The sequence below is a fragment of the Ruegeria sp. AM9 genome, from assembly GCF_056540565.1.
In genome coordinates this window covers 299,612-320,630 of sequence record NZ_JBQFWY010000001.1, presented here as the reverse complement: position 1 = coordinate 320,630, position 21,019 = coordinate 299,612, and the positions used below count along the sequence as shown (strand labels likewise).

Annotated in this window: 23 protein-coding genes; 11 read left to right on the top strand and 12 right to left on the bottom strand. The window is 61.3% G+C overall.

From position 1 onward, the window contains the following. The first annotated feature begins 21 nt into the window (after positions 1-21). From ACR0DO_RS01585 to ACR0DO_RS01555, 7 genes are all read left to right on the top strand, one after another. Positions 22-816 carry an ABC transporter ATP-binding protein gene (locus tag ACR0DO_RS01585; protein WP_480556308.1) on the top strand — a complete coding sequence of 265 codons (795 nt, stop codon included), beginning with the start codon at positions 22-24 and terminating at the stop codon, positions 814-816. Continuing rightward, on the top strand, positions 809-1,741 hold the full coding sequence (locus tag ACR0DO_RS01580; protein ID WP_480556306.1) for an ABC transporter permease: 933 nt from the start codon (positions 809-811) through the stop codon (positions 1,739-1,741). The genes ACR0DO_RS01585 and ACR0DO_RS01580 overlap by 8 nt, the downstream gene beginning before the upstream one ends. Beyond that, positions 1,738-2,583, top strand: a complete 846-nt coding sequence (locus ACR0DO_RS01575) for an ABC transporter permease (RefSeq protein ID WP_480556304.1) — start codon at positions 1,738-1,740, stop codon at positions 2,581-2,583. The genes ACR0DO_RS01580 and ACR0DO_RS01575 overlap by 4 nt, the downstream gene beginning before the upstream one ends. A 55-nt stretch (positions 2,584-2,638) precedes the next feature. Beyond that, the gene (locus tag ACR0DO_RS01570) at positions 2,639-3,628 is read left to right on the top strand and encodes an ABC transporter substrate-binding protein (protein ID WP_480556302.1); all 990 of its coding nucleotides are present in this window, start codon (positions 2,639-2,641) and stop codon (positions 3,626-3,628) included. A gap of 153 nt (positions 3,629-3,781) precedes the next feature. After that, positions 3,782-4,495: an ABC transporter permease gene (locus tag ACR0DO_RS01565; RefSeq protein ID WP_480556301.1), complete on the top strand. Its 714-nt coding sequence runs from the start codon at positions 3,782-3,784 to the stop codon at positions 4,493-4,495. After that, positions 4,488-5,222, top strand: coding sequence for an ATP-binding cassette domain-containing protein (locus ACR0DO_RS01560; RefSeq protein WP_480556300.1), 735 nt, complete (start codon positions 4,488-4,490; stop codon positions 5,220-5,222). Before ACR0DO_RS01565 ends, ACR0DO_RS01560 begins: the two co-directional genes overlap by 8 nt. 21 nt (positions 5,223-5,243) lie before the next feature. Beyond that, a complete protein-coding gene (locus ACR0DO_RS01555) occupies positions 5,244-6,059 on the top strand; it encodes an ABC transporter substrate-binding protein (protein ID WP_480556298.1) in 816 nt (271 codons plus the stop codon). 65 nt (positions 6,060-6,124) lie between these two features. Here the strand turns inward: ACR0DO_RS01555 and ACR0DO_RS01550 are convergent, their stop codons facing one another. From ACR0DO_RS01550 to ACR0DO_RS01505, 10 genes are all read right to left on the bottom strand, one after another. After that, positions 6,125-6,997, bottom strand: a complete 873-nt coding sequence (locus tag ACR0DO_RS01550) for a substrate-binding domain-containing protein (protein ID WP_480556296.1) — start codon at positions 6,995-6,997, stop codon at positions 6,125-6,127. Further along, a complete protein-coding gene (locus tag ACR0DO_RS01545; RefSeq protein WP_480556294.1) occupies positions 6,998-7,123 on the bottom strand; it encodes a hypothetical protein in 126 nt (41 codons plus the stop codon). It abuts the gene before it with no gap. Beyond that, a complete protein-coding gene (locus ACR0DO_RS01540) occupies positions 7,120-8,397 on the bottom strand; it encodes a c-type cytochrome (protein WP_480556292.1) in 1,278 nt (425 codons plus the stop codon). The genes ACR0DO_RS01545 and ACR0DO_RS01540 overlap by 4 nt, the downstream gene beginning before the upstream one ends. After that, on the bottom strand, positions 8,398-9,600 hold the full coding sequence (locus ACR0DO_RS01535) for a formate dehydrogenase subunit gamma (RefSeq protein WP_480556291.1): 1,203 nt from the start codon (positions 9,598-9,600) through the stop codon (positions 8,398-8,400). Positions 9,601-9,670: 70 nt separating this feature from the next. Continuing rightward, positions 9,671-10,264 (bottom strand): formate dehydrogenase FDH3 subunit beta, encoded by a 594-nt coding sequence (gene fdh3B / locus ACR0DO_RS01530; protein ID WP_170324620.1) that lies wholly within the window; start codon positions 10,262-10,264, stop codon positions 9,671-9,673. Positions 10,265-10,275: 11 nt separating this feature from the next. Beyond that, on the bottom strand, positions 10,276-13,170 hold the full coding sequence (locus ACR0DO_RS01525) for a formate dehydrogenase subunit alpha (protein ID WP_480556290.1): 2,895 nt from the start codon (positions 13,168-13,170) through the stop codon (positions 10,276-10,278). Between the two features lie 105 nt (positions 13,171-13,275). Beyond that, positions 13,276-13,464: a ubiquinol-cytochrome c reductase iron-sulfur subunit N-terminal domain-containing protein gene (locus ACR0DO_RS01520; RefSeq protein ID WP_480556289.1), complete on the bottom strand. Its 189-nt coding sequence runs from the start codon at positions 13,462-13,464 to the stop codon at positions 13,276-13,278. 57 nt (positions 13,465-13,521) lie between these two features. After that, a complete protein-coding gene (locus tag ACR0DO_RS01515; protein ID WP_480556288.1) occupies positions 13,522-14,130 on the bottom strand; it encodes a TorD/DmsD family molecular chaperone in 609 nt (202 codons plus the stop codon). Positions 14,131-14,134: 4 nt separating this feature from the next. Further along, on the bottom strand, positions 14,135-14,695 hold the full coding sequence (locus tag ACR0DO_RS01510; RefSeq protein ID WP_480556287.1) for a DUF3306 domain-containing protein: 561 nt from the start codon (positions 14,693-14,695) through the stop codon (positions 14,135-14,137). Next, positions 14,692-15,246 (bottom strand): DUF3305 domain-containing protein, encoded by a 555-nt coding sequence (locus tag ACR0DO_RS01505; RefSeq protein ID WP_480556286.1) that lies wholly within the window; start codon positions 15,244-15,246, stop codon positions 14,692-14,694. The genes ACR0DO_RS01510 and ACR0DO_RS01505 overlap by 4 nt, the downstream gene beginning before the upstream one ends. A 231-nt stretch (positions 15,247-15,477) precedes the next feature. Between ACR0DO_RS01505 and ACR0DO_RS01500 the strand changes: the two genes are divergently transcribed. Next, on the top strand, positions 15,478-17,430 hold the full coding sequence (locus ACR0DO_RS01500) for a 4Fe-4S binding protein (RefSeq protein WP_480556285.1): 1,953 nt from the start codon (positions 15,478-15,480) through the stop codon (positions 17,428-17,430). On the opposite strand, the gene ACR0DO_RS01495 is transcribed toward ACR0DO_RS01500, so the two are convergent. Continuing rightward, a complete protein-coding gene (locus tag ACR0DO_RS01495; RefSeq protein WP_480556284.1) occupies positions 17,424-18,152 on the bottom strand; it encodes a c-type cytochrome in 729 nt (242 codons plus the stop codon). The two genes, ACR0DO_RS01500 and ACR0DO_RS01495, sit on opposite strands and share 7 nt — an antisense overlap. 108 nt (positions 18,153-18,260) lie before the next feature. Between ACR0DO_RS01495 and ACR0DO_RS01490 the strand changes: the two genes are divergently transcribed. From ACR0DO_RS01490 to ACR0DO_RS01480, 3 genes are read left to right on the top strand one after another with little or no spacing between them, the layout of a single operon-like run. Beyond that, positions 18,261-19,322, top strand: coding sequence for an Mrp/NBP35 family ATP-binding protein (locus ACR0DO_RS01490; protein WP_170442032.1), 1,062 nt, complete (start codon positions 18,261-18,263; stop codon positions 19,320-19,322). After that, positions 19,319-20,011, top strand: a complete 693-nt coding sequence (locus ACR0DO_RS01485; RefSeq protein ID WP_480556283.1) for a biotin/lipoate--protein ligase family protein — start codon at positions 19,319-19,321, stop codon at positions 20,009-20,011. Before ACR0DO_RS01490 ends, ACR0DO_RS01485 begins: the two co-directional genes overlap by 4 nt. Beyond that, positions 20,011-20,490, top strand: a complete 480-nt coding sequence (locus ACR0DO_RS01480; RefSeq protein ID WP_480556282.1) for a DUF6505 family protein — start codon at positions 20,011-20,013, stop codon at positions 20,488-20,490. The genes ACR0DO_RS01485 and ACR0DO_RS01480 overlap by 1 nt, the downstream gene beginning before the upstream one ends. Here ACR0DO_RS01480 and ACR0DO_RS01475 read toward each other — a convergent pair. Continuing rightward, positions 20,487-20,987, bottom strand: coding sequence for a flavin reductase family protein (locus tag ACR0DO_RS01475; RefSeq protein WP_170671107.1), 501 nt, complete (start codon positions 20,985-20,987; stop codon positions 20,487-20,489). The genes ACR0DO_RS01480 and ACR0DO_RS01475 overlap by 4 nt on opposite strands. Positions 20,988-21,019: the final 32 nt, after the last annotated feature.

Genomic DNA, 21,019 nt, shown 5'->3' with positions numbered 1-21,019 from the left:
AAACCTTTTCAAGGCAATGGAATGAACACTGAAAGCACTACCCAGCCCGTGATCGAGGCAAGGCAACTGGATCTCACTTTCCAAACCAATGATGGGCCGATTCACGCGCTAAAGGACGTGAACCTGACCATCGACAAAGGCGAGTTCGTCAGCTTCATCGGCCCCTCGGGGTGCGGCAAGACCACCTTTCTGCGTTGTATCGCGGCGCTGGAAACGCCGACCGGAGGGGCGCTGACCGTCAACGGCATGACCCCGGACGAGGCGCGGCGGAACCGGGCCTATGGCTATGTGTTTCAGGCGGCGGGTCTGTATCCTTGGCGGACCATTGCCAAGAACATCAAACTGCCGCTTGAGATCATGGGCTATTCGTCTGCCGAGCAGGAAGAACGCGTAAGCAAGGTTCTGGAACTCGTTGATCTTGCTGGGTTTGGTGGCAAGTTCCCGTGGCAGCTGTCGGGCGGGATGCAGCAACGGGCCAGCATTGCGCGGGCGCTGGCGTTCGATGCCGATATCCTGCTGATGGACGAACCTTTCGGCGCTTTGGATGAGATCGTGCGCGACCATCTTAACGAACAGCTTTTGGCGCTTTGGGCGCGGACGGGCAAGACCATTGGTTTCGTCACCCACTCGATCCCCGAGGCGGTGTATCTGAGCACCAAGATCGTGGTGATGAGCCCGCGGCCCGGGCGGATTACGGACGTGATCGATAGCCCTCTGCCGAAGGAGCGCCCGTTGGATATCCGTGACACGCCGGAGTTCATCGAAGTCGCCCATCGCGTGCGCGAGGGCCTACGGGCGGGGCATTCGGATGACTAGTGCCAGTATCAGAGCTGTTTGCGCTGTCCTGACTGTTGTCGGCGTCATCATTCTGTTCTGGTACGCCGCCAGCGTGCCAATGAACATCAAAGGCGTTCTGAACGAATTCGAACGGGCAGGTGAGCAGGTTGACCCGCCCAAGGCGGTGGACCGGCGCGACATGAGCGAGTTTGAGCTGGTCATCGACAACCCTTACGCCATCGACGAAACATGGGAGCAGGAGCGACCGCGTCTGCCTGCTCCGCATCAGGTCGCCGAGGAGTTGTGGGACACAACGGTTGAGAAGAAGATTACCTCAAAGAGGTCGTTGATCTATCACTCTTGGGTAACACTCAGCGCGACGATGCTGGGTTTCGCGATTGGCACCGGGCTGGGCATTTTGCTGGCCGTTGGGATCGTGCACAGCCGGGTCATGGACCTGTCAGTAATGCCCTGGGCCATCGTCAGCCAGACCATTCCGATCATCGCATTGGCGCCGATGATCATCGTGGTGCTGTATTCCGTGGGGATTCAAGGGATCATCCCCAAGGCAATCATCTCGGCCTACCTTAGCTTTTTTCCTGTCGTCGTCGGCATGGTCAAAGGCCTGCGCAGCCCGGACGCTATGCAACTGGACCTGTTGCAGACCTACAACGCCAGCCGGTCTCAGGGGTTCTGGAAACTGCGTTTGCCGGCGTCGATGCCGTACCTTTTCACCTCGCTGAAGATCGGCATCGCGGCCTCTCTGGTCGGGGCCATCGTGGGTGAGTTGCCGACCGGGGCGGTTGCCGGTCTGGGCGCACGCCTTTTGGCGGGCAGCTACTATGGTCAGACGGTGCAAATCTGGTCGGCCCTTTTTGCCGCAGCCATCTTGGCGGCCTGTTTGGTCGGGTTGCTGGGGCTGGTCGAGCGGACGGTGCTCAAGCGGATGGGGATGGCGCAATGATCCTTGTTTTCTGTGCAATCCTTCTATGGCTGTTCGGCTGGTGGATGAACGGGCGTCTGGCCAGCGGTCCTTATGCCGATACCCGGATGGTGCGGTTTGTGGCGCCGCTGGTGTTTGGCCTGACCGTGATTGGCATCTGGGAACTGGTGGTGCGCGGCCTCGAAGTGCCCTTGGTCATCCTGCCGGCACCCTCAGTGATTGCGGTGCGCTTTGGCGGCAGCCTACCGACCCTGTGGGCCGATTTCGTGCAGACCATCATCAAGGGCGCGCTGAGCGGCTATATCATCGGCTGCGGGTCGGCCTTTCTGATGGCGATCGCGGTGGACCGCTGGGATTTCCTACGCCTCGGGCTGCTGCCGGTCGGAAACTTCGTCGCAGCGCTGCCGATTGTGGGCACGGCCCCAATTCTGGTGATGTGGTTTGGGTTCGATTGGCACTCCAAGGCGGCCGTTGTCGTGGTAATGGTGTTCTTCCCGATGCTGGTAAACACCGTGGCCGGTTTGCGGGAGGCTACGGCCATGCAACGCGACCTGATGGAGACCTACGCGGCGAGCTATTGGCAGAGCTTTTTGAAACTCCGCTTGCCTGCCGCGATGCCGTTTATTTTCAACGGCCTAAAGATTTCTACCACTCTGGCGCTGATCGGCGCTATCGTGGCCGAGTTCTTTGGTTCGCCAACCCTGGGCATGGGGTTCCGGATCTCGACCAGCGTCGGGCAACTCTCGCTGGATATGGTCTGGGCCGAGATCGTCGTGGCCGCATTGGCCGGGACGGCATTCTACGGGGTTGTCGCCATGATCGAAAAGGCGGTGACATTCTGGCACCCGTCGCAACGCGGATAACAAGATTTCAACAGACCCCGGAAAGGGGCAGCAACAGCAACTAGGAGATATGAAGATGAACAAGCTACTCAGCGGGGCGGTTGCCGCCTTCAGCCTGGCAGCCAGCGCGGCGCTTGCGGCGGATGAGGTGACATTGCAGCTGAAATGGGTCACCCAGGCGCAGTTCGCGGGCTATTACGTGGCCAAGGACAAAGGGTTCTATGAGGAAGAGGGGCTGGACGTCACCATTCTGCCCGGTGGGCCCGACATTGCCCCAACGCAGGTGATCGCGGGTGGCGGTGCCGACGTAACAGTTGAATGGATGCCTGCCGCACTGGCCGCGCGCGAAAAGGGTCTGCCGCTGGTGAACATCGCGCAGCCGTTCAAAAGCTCGGGCATGATGCTGACCTGCTGGAAGGATGCCGGAATCTCCTCGCCCGAGGATCTGAAAAACCGCACGCTGGGTGTCTGGTTCTTTGGCAACGAATTCCCGTTCATGAGCTGGATGAGCCAGCTGGGCATCGACACCGGTGGCAAAAGTGAAAGCGGCGTCGAGGTTCTGAAGCAAGGCTTCAACGTCGATCCTCTGCTGCAGCGTCAGGCCGATTGCATCAGCACCATGACCTATAACGAATACTGGCAGGTCATCGACGCAGGCGTAAACCCCGATGAACTGGTGACCTTCAAGTACGAAGATCAGGGCGTCGCCACGCTGGAAGACGGCCTGTACGTTCTGGAAGAAAACCTCAGCGATGCGGCCTTCACCGATAAGATGGAGCGTTTCGTCCGCGCCTCGATGAAAGGCTGGAAATACGCCGAGGAAAACCCGGACGAGGCCGCAGATATCGTGCTGGAGAACGATGCCACCGGTGCCCAGACCGAAGAGCATCAGAAGCGCATGATGGGTGAAATCGCCAAGTTGACCGCCGGTTCAAACGGCGCGCTGGACCCGGCGGATTTTGAACGCACGGTTGGGACTCTGCTGGCTGGTGGGTCTGATCCGGTGATCACCAAACAGCCCGAAGGCGCCTGGACGCATCAGATCACGGATGGGGCTCTGAACTGATCCCTTCGCAATCCTTGAACACGCGCGGTCCCATTCGGGGCCGCGTTTTCTTTTGCAAATGTCGGAAACGTGTCTGTACTTAGTGCGCCGTCAAGTTAGTATTATCTTGTAACTAGGTGCATTTCATACGAAATGCCGATCATCAGGAAGAAAATGCAGGGATTTGCATCAGAATTCAGTTCAGCCTTATCTCTGATCCTTCAAGGGAATGCAGAGCTGTGGGCAATTGTGCTGTTGTCCCTGAAAGTTTCCATCTTCGCCGTTCTGATTTCCGCTGTGATCGGGATGCCGGTCGGGGCCGCGCTCGCGGTTGCACGGTTTCCGGGGCGGCGGGCTGTGATCGTGCTGATGAACGCCCTGATGGGGTTCCCACCGGTTGTTGTGGGGCTGCTGGTCTATCTGATGCTGTCGCGCTCGGGGCCGCTGGGCGTTCTGGAGCTGCTTTATACGCCGACGGCGATGATCATTGCTCAGGTCGTGCTGGTCACGCCCATTGTTGCGGCGCTGACCCGTCAAGTGGTCGAGATGCTGGCCGAGGAATACTCGGAACAGCTGCGGTCACTGGGTGTGTCGCGGCTGGCCTCGGTGCCGGTGCTGCTGTGGGACGCGCGGCTGGCGTTGGTGACGGCGTTGCTGGCCGGGTTTGGCAGGGCAATTGCCGAGGTCGGCGCGGTCATCATTGTCGGGGGCAACATCAACCACGTGACCCGGGTGATGACCACGACCATCGCGCTTGAGACGTCCAAGGGCAATCTGGCGCTGGCCTTGGCGCTTGGGGCTATCCTGATCGGCATCGCCGTGGCGGTGAATGCCATGGTCAGCACGCTCAGCCTGCGGGCCGAGCAGGAGGGGTTGCGCCATGCGTGATCTGGTCCATGAAATGGCAAGCTGCCTGTCGGTGGATGGGGTGCGGATCACCCGCAAGGGCAAGGCGTTGCTGGATGTTCAGCATCTGTCGCTGGACGGACCGGGGCCGACCTTGATCCTCGGGCCGAATGGTTCGGGCAAAAGTCTGCTGTTGCGCTGTCTGCACGGGCTGATCATGCCCGATCGCGGGCAGGTCCGGCAGGACGGAGTGGTCCTGAACGCCGAACACAAGGCACGGCAGGCGATGGTGTTTCAGCAGCCTGTGCTGCTGCGCCGGTCGGTCGCGGCCAATCTGGACTTTGTGCTGAAACGGCAGGGTCTGCCCCGCAGCACTCGCAAAGCCCGTATCAAGGAGCTGCTGGCAGAAGGCGGGCTGGACGGCAAGGCCCGGCAATCCGCGCGGTCCCTGTCCGGTGGCGAAGCACAACGGCTGGCCATCCTGCGCGCGCTCGCGTTGGACCCCGAAACGCTGTTTCTGGACGAACCCACCAGCGCGCTGGACCCAGGCGCGACGCAGATGATCGAACGGATGATCCTGCGCGCCTCGACCCGTGGGGTTCGCATTGTCATGGTCACGCATGATATCGGGCAGGCTCGGCGGTTGGCTGCCGATATCGTGATGATGCAGGGTGGCCATGTGGTTGAACATGGGGCCGCCATGCAGGTACTGGATGCCCCCGAAAGTGACGCCTCGCGTCGGTATTTGGCCGGTGGGCTGGTGACTTAATCAAAAAATACGGAGATCGAAATGATCCGGAATATTGTTCGGGCAGCATTGGTAACCCTTGGCCTGACCGCAACGTCGGTCAGCGCCGAAGAGCCGTTTATCGTCGTGCAATCGACCACATCTACCCAGAACTCGGGCCTGTTGGATTACATCCTGCCAGGGTTCGAGGCCGAGACGGGCATCGACGTACGTGTCGTTGCGGTCGGCACCGGACAGGCGATCCGCAATGCGATCAACGGAGATGGTGACGTGTTGCTGGTGCACGCCAAGGACGCCGAAGAGCAGTTCGTCGCGGATGGTTGGGGCGTTGAGCGGTTCGACGTAATGTATAACGATTTCGTCTTGGTAGGGCCGAAATCGGACCCGGCCAAAATTAAGGGCGGTGCGGATATCGTAGCGGCCCTGAGCGCCGTGGCCGAGGCCGAAGTGCCGTTTGCCTCGCGCGGGGATGACAGCGGCACCCACAAGGCCGAGATGCGCCTGTGGGGCGCCGCAAGTGCCGATCCGACCACGGCGTCCGGCGAGTGGTATCGTGAAACGGGATCAGGTATGGGGGCAACGCTGAACGTGGCCAGCGGGATGGGGGCCTACGTATTGACCGATCGCGCCACGTGGCAGTCCTTTGGAAATAAAGATAGTCTCGAGGTTCTGGTCGAAGGCGATCCGCGTTTGTTCAACCAATACGGCGTCATCCTTGTGAACCCCGAAAAACATCCGCGTGTGCGGGCTGCTGCGGGGCAAAGGTTCGTCGATTGGCTAATTGGGCCCGACGGGCAGGCGGCGATTGAGTCCTACAAGCTGGAAGGCCAGCAGCTATTCTTTCCCAACGCGGACTGAATTGGCCTGCGGCCAATGCCTTCGGCGAGAGTATTTTTGAAAAGATGAAGGAGTTCGACTGAATATCAGCCACTTGCACCGTTGTGGTGGATCGTGCCCAGACCGGACAGATCATAACCTCCGAACTCGGCGGCGCGGGTGGCAAAACGGTCCGATTGCACGAATCCAAGCAGTTTGAGCATTGGGTCATCAAAATAGGCCCGACGCCAGATCGCCAGATCCAGGCGTTCGGAGTGGGTTGGGACAAAACCCAAATCATAAAGCCCCGCTAAAGCGCCCAATCCGAACCCGGCCTCGGCTTTGCTGTCATGCAAGGCAATGGCCAGTTCTTCCTCGGTGCGGGCGCAGGCGGGCAGGGTGTCCAGATCCTCGCGCGTCAGGTCGTGGGCTTCGAGTTGCATGTCGAACAGCCGTTGGCTGGCGGCGCTGTCCTGACGCAGGATCACCCGCCGGCCTTTCAAGTCGGCAAAGCCAAAAATACCGGTGATACCGGGGGCCAGCAGGAGCCCGCGCTGCCTTTGTGCGATTTCGTACAGGACAACCGGCGCCTCGCCCAGCTTGTCGTGCAGAGCCTGCGTGTTGAACCCATCGTCTTCGTGAATATGCAACGCAGCGGCTTGCGCACTGCGATCCTTCAGGCGATTCAGACCATCGAACGAACCGTCATAGTAGGTAGCCAGACCCGAGCCGCTTTCGCGCAAGGCCCAGTCCAGCAGCGGGTCGTGACTGCCAGCGACAATCGGCGGCAGGGGTGGTTCCGCCACCTGTGGCCCCGAGCGGGAGGCGTTCAGCCAGGCAATGACCTCGGCGCGGGGGAACAACAGCTTGCCCATGGCACGCACGCAGGGAACTTCGCCAGAGGAAGCCAGGTCATAGGCCTTGCGCTCGCCAATGCGTAGCAGGTCGGCCAGCTCTTTGGTCGTCAGGTATTCGGACATTCAGTCGAGCCGCACCGCCGAACCAGAGCCCGCATCCGCAGCGCTGAACCCGATCTGTTGCAATGTGAAGGGTGCCGCGACAGTGATAACGACCATTGCGGCCAAGGCGGCAAGAAAGGCTTTCATTGGTCTCCTCCGGTTTCGTTTTCCGGTGCTGTCGCACGGCGTAGAAAGGCGATCATGTCGTCGCGGTCCTGGGCCTGTGTGATCCGCTGCATTGGCATCTTTGATCCCGGAATGTAGTGGTCAGGTCCCTGATCGAAAAGAGCATTTATCGTTTCGTCATTCCAAACGATATCAGAGTCCTGCAGCGTGTCCGAGTAGAAATATCCCGGCAATGTACCCGCCTTGCGTCCAAAGATACCAAACAGGGTCGGGCCCGCGCGCCGTTGCCCGTCGGGCGTCAGGCTATGGCAGATCGAGCATTTGCGGGCGAACTGACGTTCTCCGTTGCTCATCTCGTCGGGGTTCTTCAGAAAGCTGGGTTCGGCGGCGGCCATCTGTGCCTGATCGCCAAGCGCGGTGACGGGCCAGCTGTACATCGCCTCATCAAGGCCGCCAGCGTGGAGATTCTGGCCGTCGGCAGAAAAGGCCAATGCCCAGACCGGCCCGCGCAGGGTGGCGCGAAAATCCTGTGCGATGCGCCATTCGACGGTGTCGATCACCATGATGTATCCCTGACCATCGCCTACTGCCAACAGGTTGCGATCCGGGTTCAGCGCCAACGCCAGAATCGGGCGGCGGTCGAGGGTAAAGTCGCGCACCTCGCCGGTGGCCAGATCCAGAATGCGCGTGACGCCATCCACCGCGCCATAGGCGATCCAGTTGTCGGAGGCGTTCAGAACCAGTTCGTTGATGCCGAAGCCGTGTTCGACCAGTCGTCGGGCTTCCTGCCCGCTGGCCACATCCCAAACCCGCAACGTTCCGTCCATGCCCGCCGAATACAACGCGGCGCCATCCGGGGAAAACGTCACCGCGTTCACGCCGCTGCCCGCGTCAAGCACTTGCGGGGCCGAGCCATCTTCGGGCCACAGTCCGATGGTGCCGTCCCAGCTGGCGGTGGCCACATGGGTTTTCGAGGCCGCAAGCCCCACGATTTTGCCCTTGTGCTGGCCGACTACCTCTCCGCCCGGCCAGCGGCGCAGGGTGAAATCATCCCCTGCCGAATAGATTGCGCGCTCGTTGAAGGCGACAGAGTTGACGGCGGCCTCGTGCCCTTGCAGCCACTCCGGCTTGCGGTCCGACCACAGGCCAACCGAATTGTCGAAACTGGCCGTCGCAATCCGCCCGTCGGGCGCAGCGGCGATCCCCATGATCGGCCCGCCGTGACCTTTGAGCGTGAAGAACTCGGCCAAAGCGGGCAGGGGAACCAGCGCCAGCGCCAGAACCAGCCGGCGCATCTATTCAGCGGGAGAGGCCGCAGCCTTGCCGGCCTCCTTTTCCTGAACCTCTTCCAGCCACAGCGAGTGATGTTCGCGCGCCCATTGCTCTTCGACCTCACCCGATCCCATCGCATCGAGGGCGCCTTCCATCCCGACCGAGCCGAGGTAAATATGGGCGATGATGATGGCGATGAACACATAGGCGACCATCACGTGCCAGACTTGGGCGTATTGCATTTCCTCCTGCGGTGACATCTGCGTCGGCAGGTTCAAACCCAGCATCTGCGGAATGCCCGTGGCGTTTGCGACCTCGAAAGTCTTGGCAAACATCGGCAGCTCAAACGGGAACAGCAGGGACAGGCCCGACAGGCTGATTGACACGCCCAGCAGGATGCAGGCCCAAAAGATCACCTTTTGGCCCGCGTTGAATTTCTTGGCGGGCGGGTGGCTGCCTTTGGTGAACAGCCCCCCTCCGGCAGCCAGCCATTTCAGGTCGGTGCGGTTCGGGAAGTTGTGGGCGATCCAGTTCACGGTGACGATGATCAGCCCCAGCATGAAGGACCAGGCGAGGTTGTTGTGCAGCCACTTGCAGCCCTGCGCGATGGTCGCAAACCCCTCTTTTCCGAAAATCGGGATCAGGAAATCACGACCATAGAGGGTCAGCAGCCCCGTTACCCCCAGCACCAGAAAAGACCCGGCGAACAGCCAATGGCCGAAACGTTCAAATCCGCTGAAACGGGTGACAGTGCGGCCGGTTTTTTCTCCGTCAATGCGGATTTTCCCACGGATCAGGAAGAACAGAACGATGATGGCGACCATCCCGCCCAGGATGTAAGTGCCGTATTCGCGCAGCGGCCCGGTGCGGAAGTTCAGCCACCACATGCCGCCATCTTGGATCAGAACCCCCGCTGCGGGGCCTTTGGATGAAACGGTGGTGTCCGCCGAGCCATATCGTATCGCGCGATAAACGTCGCTGTCCGAGGCAACGCCGCGTGTCCCCAACTGACCCAACAACCCTTCGGCATTGCCCTGTCCGGTGTTGTCCGAGCGATAGCTGTTGTCCACATTCTCACCGCGTTGTCGGGCAAGAATATCCTCAAGCGTGGTCGCTCCGCCGGTTTGGGCGCGTTCTTCGGCCGTGGCTTCGGCCCCGGTGGACTGCGCCAGGGCGGCGCCGGTTAACCCCAGGGTGAGCAGGAATGCGATGAATAAGCGGAACATCTGAACCTCGGTCAAAATTCCAAAGCAGGCGACCCGCGCGGGCGGGTCACCTGTTTTTCACACAGACGGATCAGCCGTCTTTCTGGTCGTAGGCGGTGCCCCAACCCCACGCGCCCGAGCCAAACCCGCGCGCGACGACGCGCTCGCGGTAGATGGCCGAGACCACGTCGCCGTCACCGGCAAGCAGGGCCTTGGTGGAACACATCTCGGCGCAGAGGGGCAGTTTGCCCTCGGCGATCCGGTTGCGACCGTATTTGGCAAACTCTGCGGTCGAGTGCGTTTCCTCGGGGCCGCCGGCGCAGAAGGTACATTTGTCCATCTTGCCGCGCGATCCGAAGTTGCCAGCCTGCGGGTATTGCGGCGCGCCGAACGGGCACGCGTAGAAGCAGTAACCACAACCGATGCACAGGTCCTTGGAGTGCAGGACGACCCCTTCTTCGTTCTGATAGAAGCAGTCGACCGGGCACACCGCCATGCAGGGCGCATCCGAACAATGCATACAGGCCACCGATATCGAGCGTTCGCCCGGGTTGCCATCATTGATCGTCACCACCCTGCGGCGGTTGATGCCCCATGGGACCTCGTGCTCGTTCTTGCACGCGGTGACGCAGGCGTTGCACTCGATGCAGCGTTCAGCGTCGCAGAGAAACTTTGCTCTAGCCATTATCGTTCTCCTTACGCTGCCGAGATTTTGCAGAGAGTCGCTTTGGTCTCCTGCATCTGGGTCACTGAATCGTAGCCATAGGTCTGGGCGGTGTTGGAACTTTCACCCAGCACATAGGGATCAGCGCCTGCGGGGTATTTGTCCCGCAAATCCTGACCCTGGAAATGGCCGCCAAAATGGAACGGCATGAAGGCCACGCCGGCACCGACCCTGTTGGTCAGCATCGCCATTACCTTGACCTTGCCGCCTTCCGGACCTTCGACCCAGACCTGTTGCCCGTCACGAATGCCAAGGTTGTTGGCATCGCGGGGGTTGATCTCGACGAACATGTCCTGCTGCAGTTCGGCCAGCCACGGGTTCGACCGGGTTTCCTCGCCGCCGCCTTCATACTCGACCAGACGACCAGACGTCAGGATTATCGGGTAATCCTTTGAAAAGTCGTTCTTCTGGATCGAGGCGTAAAGGGTGGGCAGGCGATAAGCCTGTCGGTCCTCGTAGGTCGGATAGTCCTCGACCAGATCGCGCCGATTGGTATAGAGCGGCTCGCGATGCAGTGGGATCGGATCCGGGAAGGTCCAGACGACCGCGCGGGCCTTGGCGTTCCCGAAGGGCGCGCAACCATGCTCGATCGCTACCCGCTGGATGCCGCCCGACAGGTCGGTTTTCCAGTTGGTCTCTGGTCCCGCAACGGCGTCGATGGCCGCGCGTTCCTCGGCCGTCAGATCGCCATCCCAGCCAAGGTCCATCAGCATCTGCATCGTGAATTCGGGGTATCCATCCTGAATTTCCGACCCGACGCTATAGACCCCTTCGGCCAGCAGGTTGTCGCCATCGCGTTCCACCCCGAAACGGGCGCGGAAGGTCAGGCCGCCTTCGGCCACCGGCTTGGACATGTCATACAGGTTCGGTGTCCCCGTATGGCCCATCTCAGCCGTTCCCCAGCAGGGCCAGGGCAGGCCGTAATACTCGCCGTCATTGGGTCCGCCAATGGCTTGCAGCGTGGTTCTGTCGAACGTGTGCTGGTTGGCCATATGGCTTTTCAGACGTTCCGGCGACTGACCGGTATAGCCGATGGTCCAGAGGCCTTTGTTGAACTCACGCGTGATGCTTTCAACATTGGGGGTTTCGGGGTCTTCCATCTCGATATTGCGGAAGAACCGATCCGCCCAGCCGAACTTGTTGGCGAACTTGGCCATGATGACCTCGTCCGGCAGGCTTTCGAACAGAGGCTCGACGATCTTGTCGCGCCATTGCAGCGACCGGTTCGAGGCCGTGACCGAGCCACGGGTTTCGAACTGCGTACAGGCCGGCAGCAGATAGACGCCATCGGTGCGATCATGCAGAACGGCCGAGACGGTGGGATACGGGTCGATCACGACCAGCATGTCCAGCTTCTCCATCGCCGTCTTCATTTCCGGACCCCGCGTTTGCGAGTTCGGAGCGTGACCCCACAGAACCATGGCGCGGACGTTGTTGTCCTGATCCATGTTTGCCGGGTCTTCCAGAACACCGTCGATCCAGCGGGAGACCGGGATGCCGCGCTCATTCTGCAGCGGTTTGTCCTTGCCTTCCTTGTCCTTGATCGTGGCGAACTGGCCAGCCAGCCATTCAGGCTCTTCACCCCAGACGCGGGCCCAGTGACCCCAGGCGCCTTTGGATAGGCCATAGTAGCCGGGCAGGGTGTGGGACAGAACACCAAGGTCCGTCGCGCCCTGCACGTTGTCATGGCCGCGGAAGATGTTGGTGCCACCACCCGAGGTGCCCATGTTGCCAAGCGCTAGCTGCAGCACGCAGTAGGCACGGGTGTTGTTGTTGCCGTTGGTGTGCTGCGTGCCACCCATGCACCAGATCACCGTGCCGGGACGGTTGTTGGCCATCGTGCGGGCAACGCGGCGCAGTTGCGAGCCGGGCGTACCGGTGACGCGCTCGACCTCATCGGGGTTCCACTTGGCAACTTCTTCGCGAATCTGGTCCATGCCCCAGACACGGGTGCGGATGAACTCTTTGTCTTCCCATCCATTGTCGAAGATGTGCCACAGGATACCCCAGATCAGCGCAACGTCTGTACCGGGGCGGAAGCGGACGTATTCATCCGCATGGGCCGCGGTGCGCGTAAAGCGCGGGTCGCAGACGATCAGCGGCGCGTTGTTCTGCTCTTTCGCGCGCAGAACATGCAGCAGCGAGACGGGGTGCGCCTCGGCCGGGTTGCCGCCGATGATGAAGATGGCCCGAGAGTTATGGATGTCGTTATACGAATTGGTCATGGCGCCATAGCCCCATGTATTCGCAACACCCGCCACGGTCGTCGAGTGGCAGATACGGGCCTGATGGTCCACGTTGTTCGTGCCCCAGTAGGCCGCGAACTTGCGGAACAGATAGGCCTGTTCGTTGTTATGCTTCGCTGAACCCAGCCAGTACACGCTGTCCGGCCCGGATTCCTCGCGGATTTTCATCATGCCGTCGCCGATCTCGTTGATCGCTTCTTCCCAGCTGATGCGCTTCCACTCGCCGCCTTCTTTCTTCATCGGGTATTTCAGGCGGCGCTCGCCATGGGCGTGCTCGCGAACCGAGGCCCCCTTGGCGCAATGCGCTCCCAGGTTGAACGGGCTGTCCCAACCGGGCTCTTGCCCGATCCAGACGCCGTTCTGCACTTCGGCAACGACGGTACAGCCGACCGAGCAGTGGGTGCATACGGATTTGATATTTTCAACGGCGGCATTTGCCGCGGTTTGGGCGCTGGCTTGCGTCACGGTTCCACCCGTGGCGCTGATCGCGGCAAGGCCGCCGATCGTCAGGCCCGAGCCACGCAGGAATGCGCGGCGATCGACGGTTTTCTCGCCGACCTGGGACAGGATACTTGTCCGCTGGGGGCGTCTCGCAACCCCGTTGGTCTTTTTCCTAAGCATTTCTTTCCTCCCTTGCGCGCCGTGTCAGCCACGGCTGGCTTGGTACTGCTGATCCCGACGTCAGGGCCAATCGCAACCGTCCGTCAGGTTTGAAACCGTCCGATCTTAGAACCGGGCGCTTTCCAGATAGGCGCGAGTATGCGCGGTATCCTGCATCCGGGTGTCGTCCGTCGGCAGCTCGGCTGCTTCGGCTTTCCCGGTCAGGGTGGCGGCGGCAACGGCAGCGGGCGCTGCGGTTCCGGCCAGTTTGAGGAAGTCGCGTCGCGTCGCGCCTTCTTCCTTGGTCTTGCTCATGGGCTCCTCCTGTCCCAATTGCGGTCTGGCACCCAATGGGCACCGGCGAGTGGCGGTTTACGCCGTCATTCGGAACGCCTCGCGCTCAATCTCCATGAACACCCGACCGGCGGTGCCGACCGAGGCATAGAGAACCGAGTTTTCAGCAGCTTCCAAATCCGAATAGAAATGTGTGGCCCAAGGGCCGATATGTTTGCCCCAGAACGCTTTCTGATCTTCCAAAGAGGCAGGCGCCCCAAAGCGGCCGACGATCATGCCCGCCATCATCTCCATCAGCGAGGCGATGTTGTCTTCGGGCTCATAGACGTTCTGCGCACGAGTTATGCCACGGGCGACCATGTCATTGCGCAACTGGGCCAAGGGTTTTTCGTTCAGGAAACCCGTAAGGTAGAAACTGGCATAGGGCAGCAACTCTCCACGGCCCAGTCCAATGAACAAAGCGTTGAACTCCCGTTCCGCCGCAGCGGGTTTGGTCACCTTGGCCACCCGCGCCATGGCCCGAATGGCCTGACCCAGATCGGTGTCGTCCCCGGTCAGACCGGCGACCTGGTTCAACAGCATCTGATCCGGCGGAGCTGCCAGCAGCAACCCGAGAAAATTGTAGAAATCCGCACGCAGGCGATCCTCGGCTGAGACATCCATTTTTTGCGCTTCGCTTGCGGTCATGTGGTTATCCTTCAAACTCAAATTTCATGCGGCGCGGGGTGGGGGGCAGGTCAACCTCTTCGGGGTCTTCCGCCTCTGCCATGATAACCGGTTCAGGCGTTGGCTCATCCATCGCCTCTGGCTCTGGTTCCTCAGTGACGGGTTCTGGTTCGATCTCTTCGGCTTCTGCCGCCAGCGCCTCGATATGGGCCAACATGCCCTTTCCGACCTGATAGGCGGTGGGGATGTTTTCAATAACGCAGGCCGCGTCGGTATAATCCTCACCGTAATCGACCAGCCCGTCCACATTGGCCAGCACCGGGTTCAGTCGCCACAACCGCCGCAGTGCACGCCGGCGCAGACGGTCGGGTACCGCCTTGGCCATAAAGCCCGAGACATCATCCCCGGCTTGCAATTGATCGGGATCGGGCAGGTCGAACTCGGCCAGTATCTCGGCGTCCGACTTTTCGTCCAGCTCGGCCTGCTGCGCGGCGACGGCCTGTTCTTCCGCAGCGATAACCTCGGCCTCGGCTTCGGCTTGAACAGCGGCTTTGCGGCGGGACCAGAAATCGCGGGCTTGTGTCATTGCACGATCCTCCGCGGCGCGCGGTAGACGTCCGAGGCCTGACGGATACGGGCATCGCCCTTGCCGTCCTCGACCAGATCGGTGCGCTTCTTGTCGCGGCGGCGTTTGACGAAAACCTCATCGCGGTGATGTTCCAATGCGAAATCCCGGACCCAGGCAACCAGCCCTTCGGTCATCGGGATTTTTTCGACGATCTCTTCGCCGGTATCCGCATAATCCTGCCCCTCGAACGGAGACGCCGTGACCAGCACCGCATCCATCGGCCGTTCACCATCCAGCGCGTCGCGCAAAATCAGGTAGATCGAGGGCTGGCCGTCTGAGAGGTTGACCATGTAGGCTTCGGTCTCATCGGCCCACAAGGTCAGGGGAAGGGTGGCGGCGTGATACTCCACAGCCTCACCCTCGCGGCGCAGTTCCTGCCAGTCCGCAGGCCCGGCACCGGGCAACACGGCAACAGCGCGCCAGTTCCACTTCGCCCAGCGGGTTACACCGGGTGTTTTGCGCACGACGACGCCGATTGGCATTTCAATCTGGCTTGCGGCCTTCGCCACTTAGTCCTCCCCGGAAAGCTCTCCCCTGCCTTCCACTGCGTCCACTATGGTACACAATTTGGCTTTGTGCCAAGTGTGAACTGTTCCCAAAGAACGCGATCACCATTTGTTTATGGGGCCAAGCCATTTCACCGGCCCCGTACGCAGGTAGTTTGACTTGCAGGGATTGCCACTTTTTGCAGACACCCTAATCTGAACCCACCAAGGGAAGGACGTCGGGGAGGGGAGGCCATGGGCACAAAATTTCTGTTATGCGACTGCGCGGGGACGCAGGAACTGGATGCCGAGAAAACTGCATCCGCCTGCGGTGCGGCGTGTTCGCGGGTTCATTCGGCCCTGTGTAGTTCTGAGCTGGAGGCCGCGGCCTCATTGATGCGGGAGGGGGACACCGTGATTGCCTGCGGGCAGGAGCAGGAGGTGTTCAGCGCGCTTGCCGAAGAGCTGAATATAGAAACGCCGGGCTTTGTGGATCTGCGCGACCGTGCTGGTTGGTCCGACCAGGGGGCGGATGCCGCGCCCAAGATGGCCGCTCTGGCTGCTGAGGCGATGTTACCGCAGCCGATCACACCCAGCGTCGACGTGTTCAGTGAGGGCACCTGTTTCATCATCGGACCGGGGGAACTGTGTTTTGATCTGGCTGAACGTCTGGCGGCGACCCTGGCGGTCACGGTGCTGGTCACCGATGATGCCCAGCCGATCTCGCGGGCCTATGACGTGGTGCGCGGGCGGGTACGGTCGCTGACTGGTGCGCTGAGCGGGTTCTCGCTGCGGCTGGACGCCTTGCAGCAGATCGAACCGGGCGGGCGTGGCGCTTTTGCGTGGTCCGAGCCGCGCGACGGGGCCAAATCAGCCTGTGATATCGTGATCGACCTGACCGGGGGATCACCGTTGATGCAGGCCCCGGCCAAGCGCGAGGGGTACCTGCGCGCCGACCCCAAGGATGCAGCCGCCGTGGAACGTCTGGCCTTTGAAGCGGTGCAACTGGTCGGGACCTTCGAAAAACCGCTCTACGTGCGGATGGAAGAGACACTCTGCGCCCATTCCCGCGCCGAACAGGTGGCGTGCACCAATTGTCTGGATATCTGTCCGACGGGCGCGATCACCCCGGCGGGCGAGCATGTGACCATTGACCCGATGATCTGCGCCGGGTGTGGAGAATGCGCGGCGGTGTGCCCGTCGACTGCGATCACATACGAGGACCCGCCGGTCTCGGCCCTGTTGTCGCGGATGCACATTCTGGCGCGCACCTATCGGCGCGCCGGGGGGGCTGCGCCCCGGCTGTTGGTACATGACGCCCACGGGGCCGAGATGATCCGGCTGGTCGCCCGGTTCGGTCGCGGTTTGCCTGCGGATGTCATTCCGTTGGAGTTGAACGTGATCTCGGGCTTTGGCCATGCCGAGATGTTGGCCGCACTGGCCCACGGCTTTGCCCGGGTCGATGTGTTGTTGGCGCCGACCACCGAACGCGACGCGCTGGACCGGGAACTGGCGCTGGCGCACGCAATTGCCGGCCCGGGCAAGGTGGGGTTGATGGATGAGGCCGACCCGGACGCCATGGCGGATCTGCTTTACGCGCAGGATGTCCCGGCACCTCTGGCCGATCCGGTACTGCCGTTGGGCAACCGCAGACAAATCGCCCGGCTGTCGGCACAGGCGCTGAACCCGCAGGCAGAATCTCCGTTGCCCTTGCCCGAGAACGCGCCCTATGGGGCTGTGGTAGTGAATACGGATGCCTGTACGCTGTGCCTCAGCTGCGTGTCGCTCTGCCCGTCGGGCGCTTTGGTTGATAACCCGGACAAGCCGCAGCTGAACTTTCAGCAGGATGCTTGTCTGCAATGTGGGCTGTGCAAGGGCATCTGCCCCGAGGACGCGATTACGCTGGTTCCGCAGCTTGACCTCAGCGATACGGCCCTGTCGCAGCAGGTGTTGAACGAAGAGGAACCGTTCGCCTGTGTCGAATGCGGCGCGCTGTTCGGCGTGAAATCCACGATTGAGCGGATCATGGAGAAACTCTCGGGCACGCATCCGATGTTTGCCACGTCGGATAAGGCGCGGATGATCCAGATGTGCGACAATTGCCGTGTGAACGCGCAGTTTCAACTGCAGGACAACCCGTTCCAATCCAATCCCAAGCCCAAGGTGGTTACAACCGAGGACTATTTCTCAAAACGAAAGGATCACTGAAGCTGTAGTGGCGCACCCAGATCGGCCGCCTTGATGACCGAGACGAAAGCCAGAATGGCGTCCAATTCTTCCACGGTCATCTCGACCGGATGAATGGGCGAGGGGCGCGCGGGATCGAAAGGTGGGGTCAGCCCGTCGATCTGGGTGAAGGCGGGATGGGGGTTCAGCGCAAAGAACGCCTCGAACCGTTCCGACCAGTCGGGCATCGCGCGCAGCACGGCAAAAGAGGGTGTCGAGCCCAATCCGTTCATGCGGTTCTTTGGCCCGATCACGTGGCAGCGCCCGCAATGGGTCATCGACAGCTCTTCGCCACGGGCGGTGTCACCGTCGATCACCGTGTCGGTTTGCGTCGCTGTGACCTCGAAACGGGCAGAGAAAGGTGGGCCTTGTTCCGGGGTAAAGCTCTCAACCGTGTTCTTGCCGATATCGGACAGCAACCAATCGCGGAACCGTTCGTGTCTGGCGTCACCTCCGATCCGCAGGTGATAGACTACACCGTCGCGGGCAAAGACCGGATCGCCCGGTGGCGCGGTTTCCAGCACCAAAACGCCTGCATCATCCGCAATAACGCGTATCCCGGTCTTGAGAGAGAAGCGCGGAAGGATATGTTGCAACAGACCAGAGTCTGTAATTTCGGCCGGGGCCGCAAGGCCCAGCGTCTCCTGCGACCAAGTGGGGGTGGCAGAGAGCGTCAGGCTCAGGCACAAGAGGACAAAGCGCATGGCCCAACCTAACGACCCGGCCCCGATTGCGTCAAATGAACTGAATGAGACGGAGACACATGCAATGAAACGCAACCTCGTGGTGGGGCAAGTCAAAGGGGTAATGGCATGAGTGTCCGTGACGCGGTTCTGGCGAACCTGAAGAAGATCACCGACCCTGTGTCCGGTCAGGATATCGTCAGTGCGGGTGTTGTGCGCGCGTTGAACGTCGAAGGCGACACGGTGCGTTTTGTGCTGGAGATTGACCCGAAACACGCCGAACAGATGGAGCCGGTCCGCGAGACCGCCGAAAAAGCGGCGCAGATGGTGGACGGGGTGGCCAAGGTCTCGGCCATGTTGACCGCGCATTCCGACAAGGCGCCGCCGGATTTGAAGCCCAAGCCGAAGCCCTCGCAAACCGGGCCGCAGGCCGTTCCGGGCGTGGATCGGATCATTGCCGTGGCCTCGGGTAAGGGTGGTGTCGGTAAATCGACCGTTTCGGCGAACCTTGCCTGTGCCTTGGCGGCTGAAGGCCGTCGTGTGGGTCTGTTGGACGCCGATGTTTATGGTCCGTCGCAGCCCCGGATGCTGGGTGTCTCGGGCCGTCCGGCCAGCCCAGACGGTAAAACTATCCTGCCGCTGCGCAATCACGGCGTCACCATGATGTCGATGGGATTGATGACCAACGAAGGGCAGGCGGTTGTCTGGCGTGGCCCGATGCTGATGGGCGCGCTGCAGCAAATGATGAGCCAGGTGCAATGGGGCGCGCTGGACGTGCTGATCGTCGATCTGCCACCCGGAACTGGGGATGTGCAACTGACGTTAAGTCAGAAGTTTCAGGTGGACGGCGCCATTGTTGTTTCCACCCCGCAGGACGTGGCCCTGATCGACGCCCGCAAGGGGATCGACATGTTCAACCAGCTCAAGACGCCGATCGTCGGGATGATCGAGAACATGTCCACTCATATCTGCTCCAATTGCGGGCATGAGGAGCATGTGTTCGGCCATGGCGGTGTCGTGTCCGAGGCCGAGGCGCTGGGCGTTCCGGTGCTGGGTGAAATTCCGCTGCATCTGGATATCCGAGTGGCTGCGGATGGCGGTGCCCCCATCGTCGTCAGCAAGCCAGACAGTCCGCAGGCCGACGCGTTCCGCAAGATCGCCCGCGACATGATCGCCAAGGGCAACGCATGAACCAGCCGGTCTTTCCCCCCTTACTGTCGGGCCACCCGGTGCAGGGTGGGGAAGACCCGTTCGAGCGTGCGCAAGCTATGGCGGCCTTGGGTTGTGACGCCGGGTCGGTCGTCTACAACATTCAGGCCGACCGGCTGCGGGTGGCGATCATCTTCGCGCCCGAGGTTCCTTTGCAGGATGCCATGGCGATGTTGCCCCTGTGCGCCGTCGGGTTTCAAAATGCGCTGGGCGCGCTGGCCCCGCCAGAGGTCGCGGTGCACCTGGGTTGGGATGGGCTGATCTGCGTGAACGGTGCGAAATGCGGTGAGTTCCGCGTTGCGTCGTCGTCCGGTGACCCTGAGACCGAACCGGACTGGCTGGTGATCGGTTGGGACTTGGCTCTGCTGCAAACCAGCGCGGCACCGGGAGAAACACCGGATGTCACAGCGCTGTATGACGAGGGCTGCGCAGAGGTTTCTTCGGTGCAACTGGTCGAAAGCTGGTCGCGGCACATGCTGACCTGGCTCAATCGCTGGCAGGAGGATGGCAATGCGCCCCTGCACGGCGAATGGATGGGATTGCTGCGCGGTGTTGGAGAACCCTGCGAGACCGGCGTATTTCTGGGCACGGATGAGCGGTTCGGGATGCTTACCCGCGATGGGGCCGAAACCCGCCTGCGCCCCCTGACCGAACTGTTGGAGAACGGATGATGAAACTGGCCCGCGCGATCCATTTCGACGATAGTGACATCAATGTCTTCCATTCCCCGGCCCGGACCGGTGAGTGGTGCATCTCGGGTGGGTTTGAGTTTTCAAACTGGGGGCAGGCCGATCTGGAGGGCAAGGCGCGGCAGGCATTTTCGAACGGCTGGCTGGGGGTCGAGACCTTCGGGCGGGTGACCTTCGTTGCCGTCACCCAGATCGAACAGGCCGAGATGGACCAGATCGCGCAGAACCTGGCTGAGCATTTCGTGCAATTCTACGGCGCACCTTCGGTAGAGGCTGCGTCAGGTGTTGCGCAGACCGAGCTCGCCCATATGGCCGAGCTGTGCGAGGAACACGCGCCGAATACGTTGCTGACCGTTGCGCGCGAGTTGTCCGACAGCGGCGTGCATGAGGCGTTTCGCATCATCACACCGCAGGAAACGCAGCTTGAGGCGCTGGCCGTTCACGGCTCGTTGGATGATTAAAGCAGGTCCGCGAAGCCGCCGAATTGCCCGCGCTTGAAAATCAGGCCCTTGCCGGTCCGGTACATCACCTGTTCAACCTCACCAACCAGGATCAGGTGATCCCCGGCCTCGTGTTTGGCATGAAGCTGGCAGTCGAACCGCGCCAGACAATTGGCCAACTGAGGTCGGCCCTTGTGATCGGTTTCCCAAACGGCATGTGAGAAATCCAGCCCGTCGCGTGCAAAGCGCAACGCCTGATCCTGCTGTTCTTCGGCCATCACGTGAATCGAGTAATGCTGGCAGGCCTTGAAGGAATCGAACCGGTGGGAATCCTTGGCCAGGCACCACAGTACCAGCGGCGGGTCCAGCGACACCGACGAAAACGAATTGACAGTGATCGCACGTGGCCCGTTGACCGATCCCGTCGTGACAACGGTGACTCCGGTTCCAAAACACCCCAGTGCTTCGCGAAACGCGGGGCTTTGATCCGGGGTGGGGGTGAAGGTCTTTTCCGTCATGACGCGCTCGTGCAGTGGCCGGGCATCAGGTG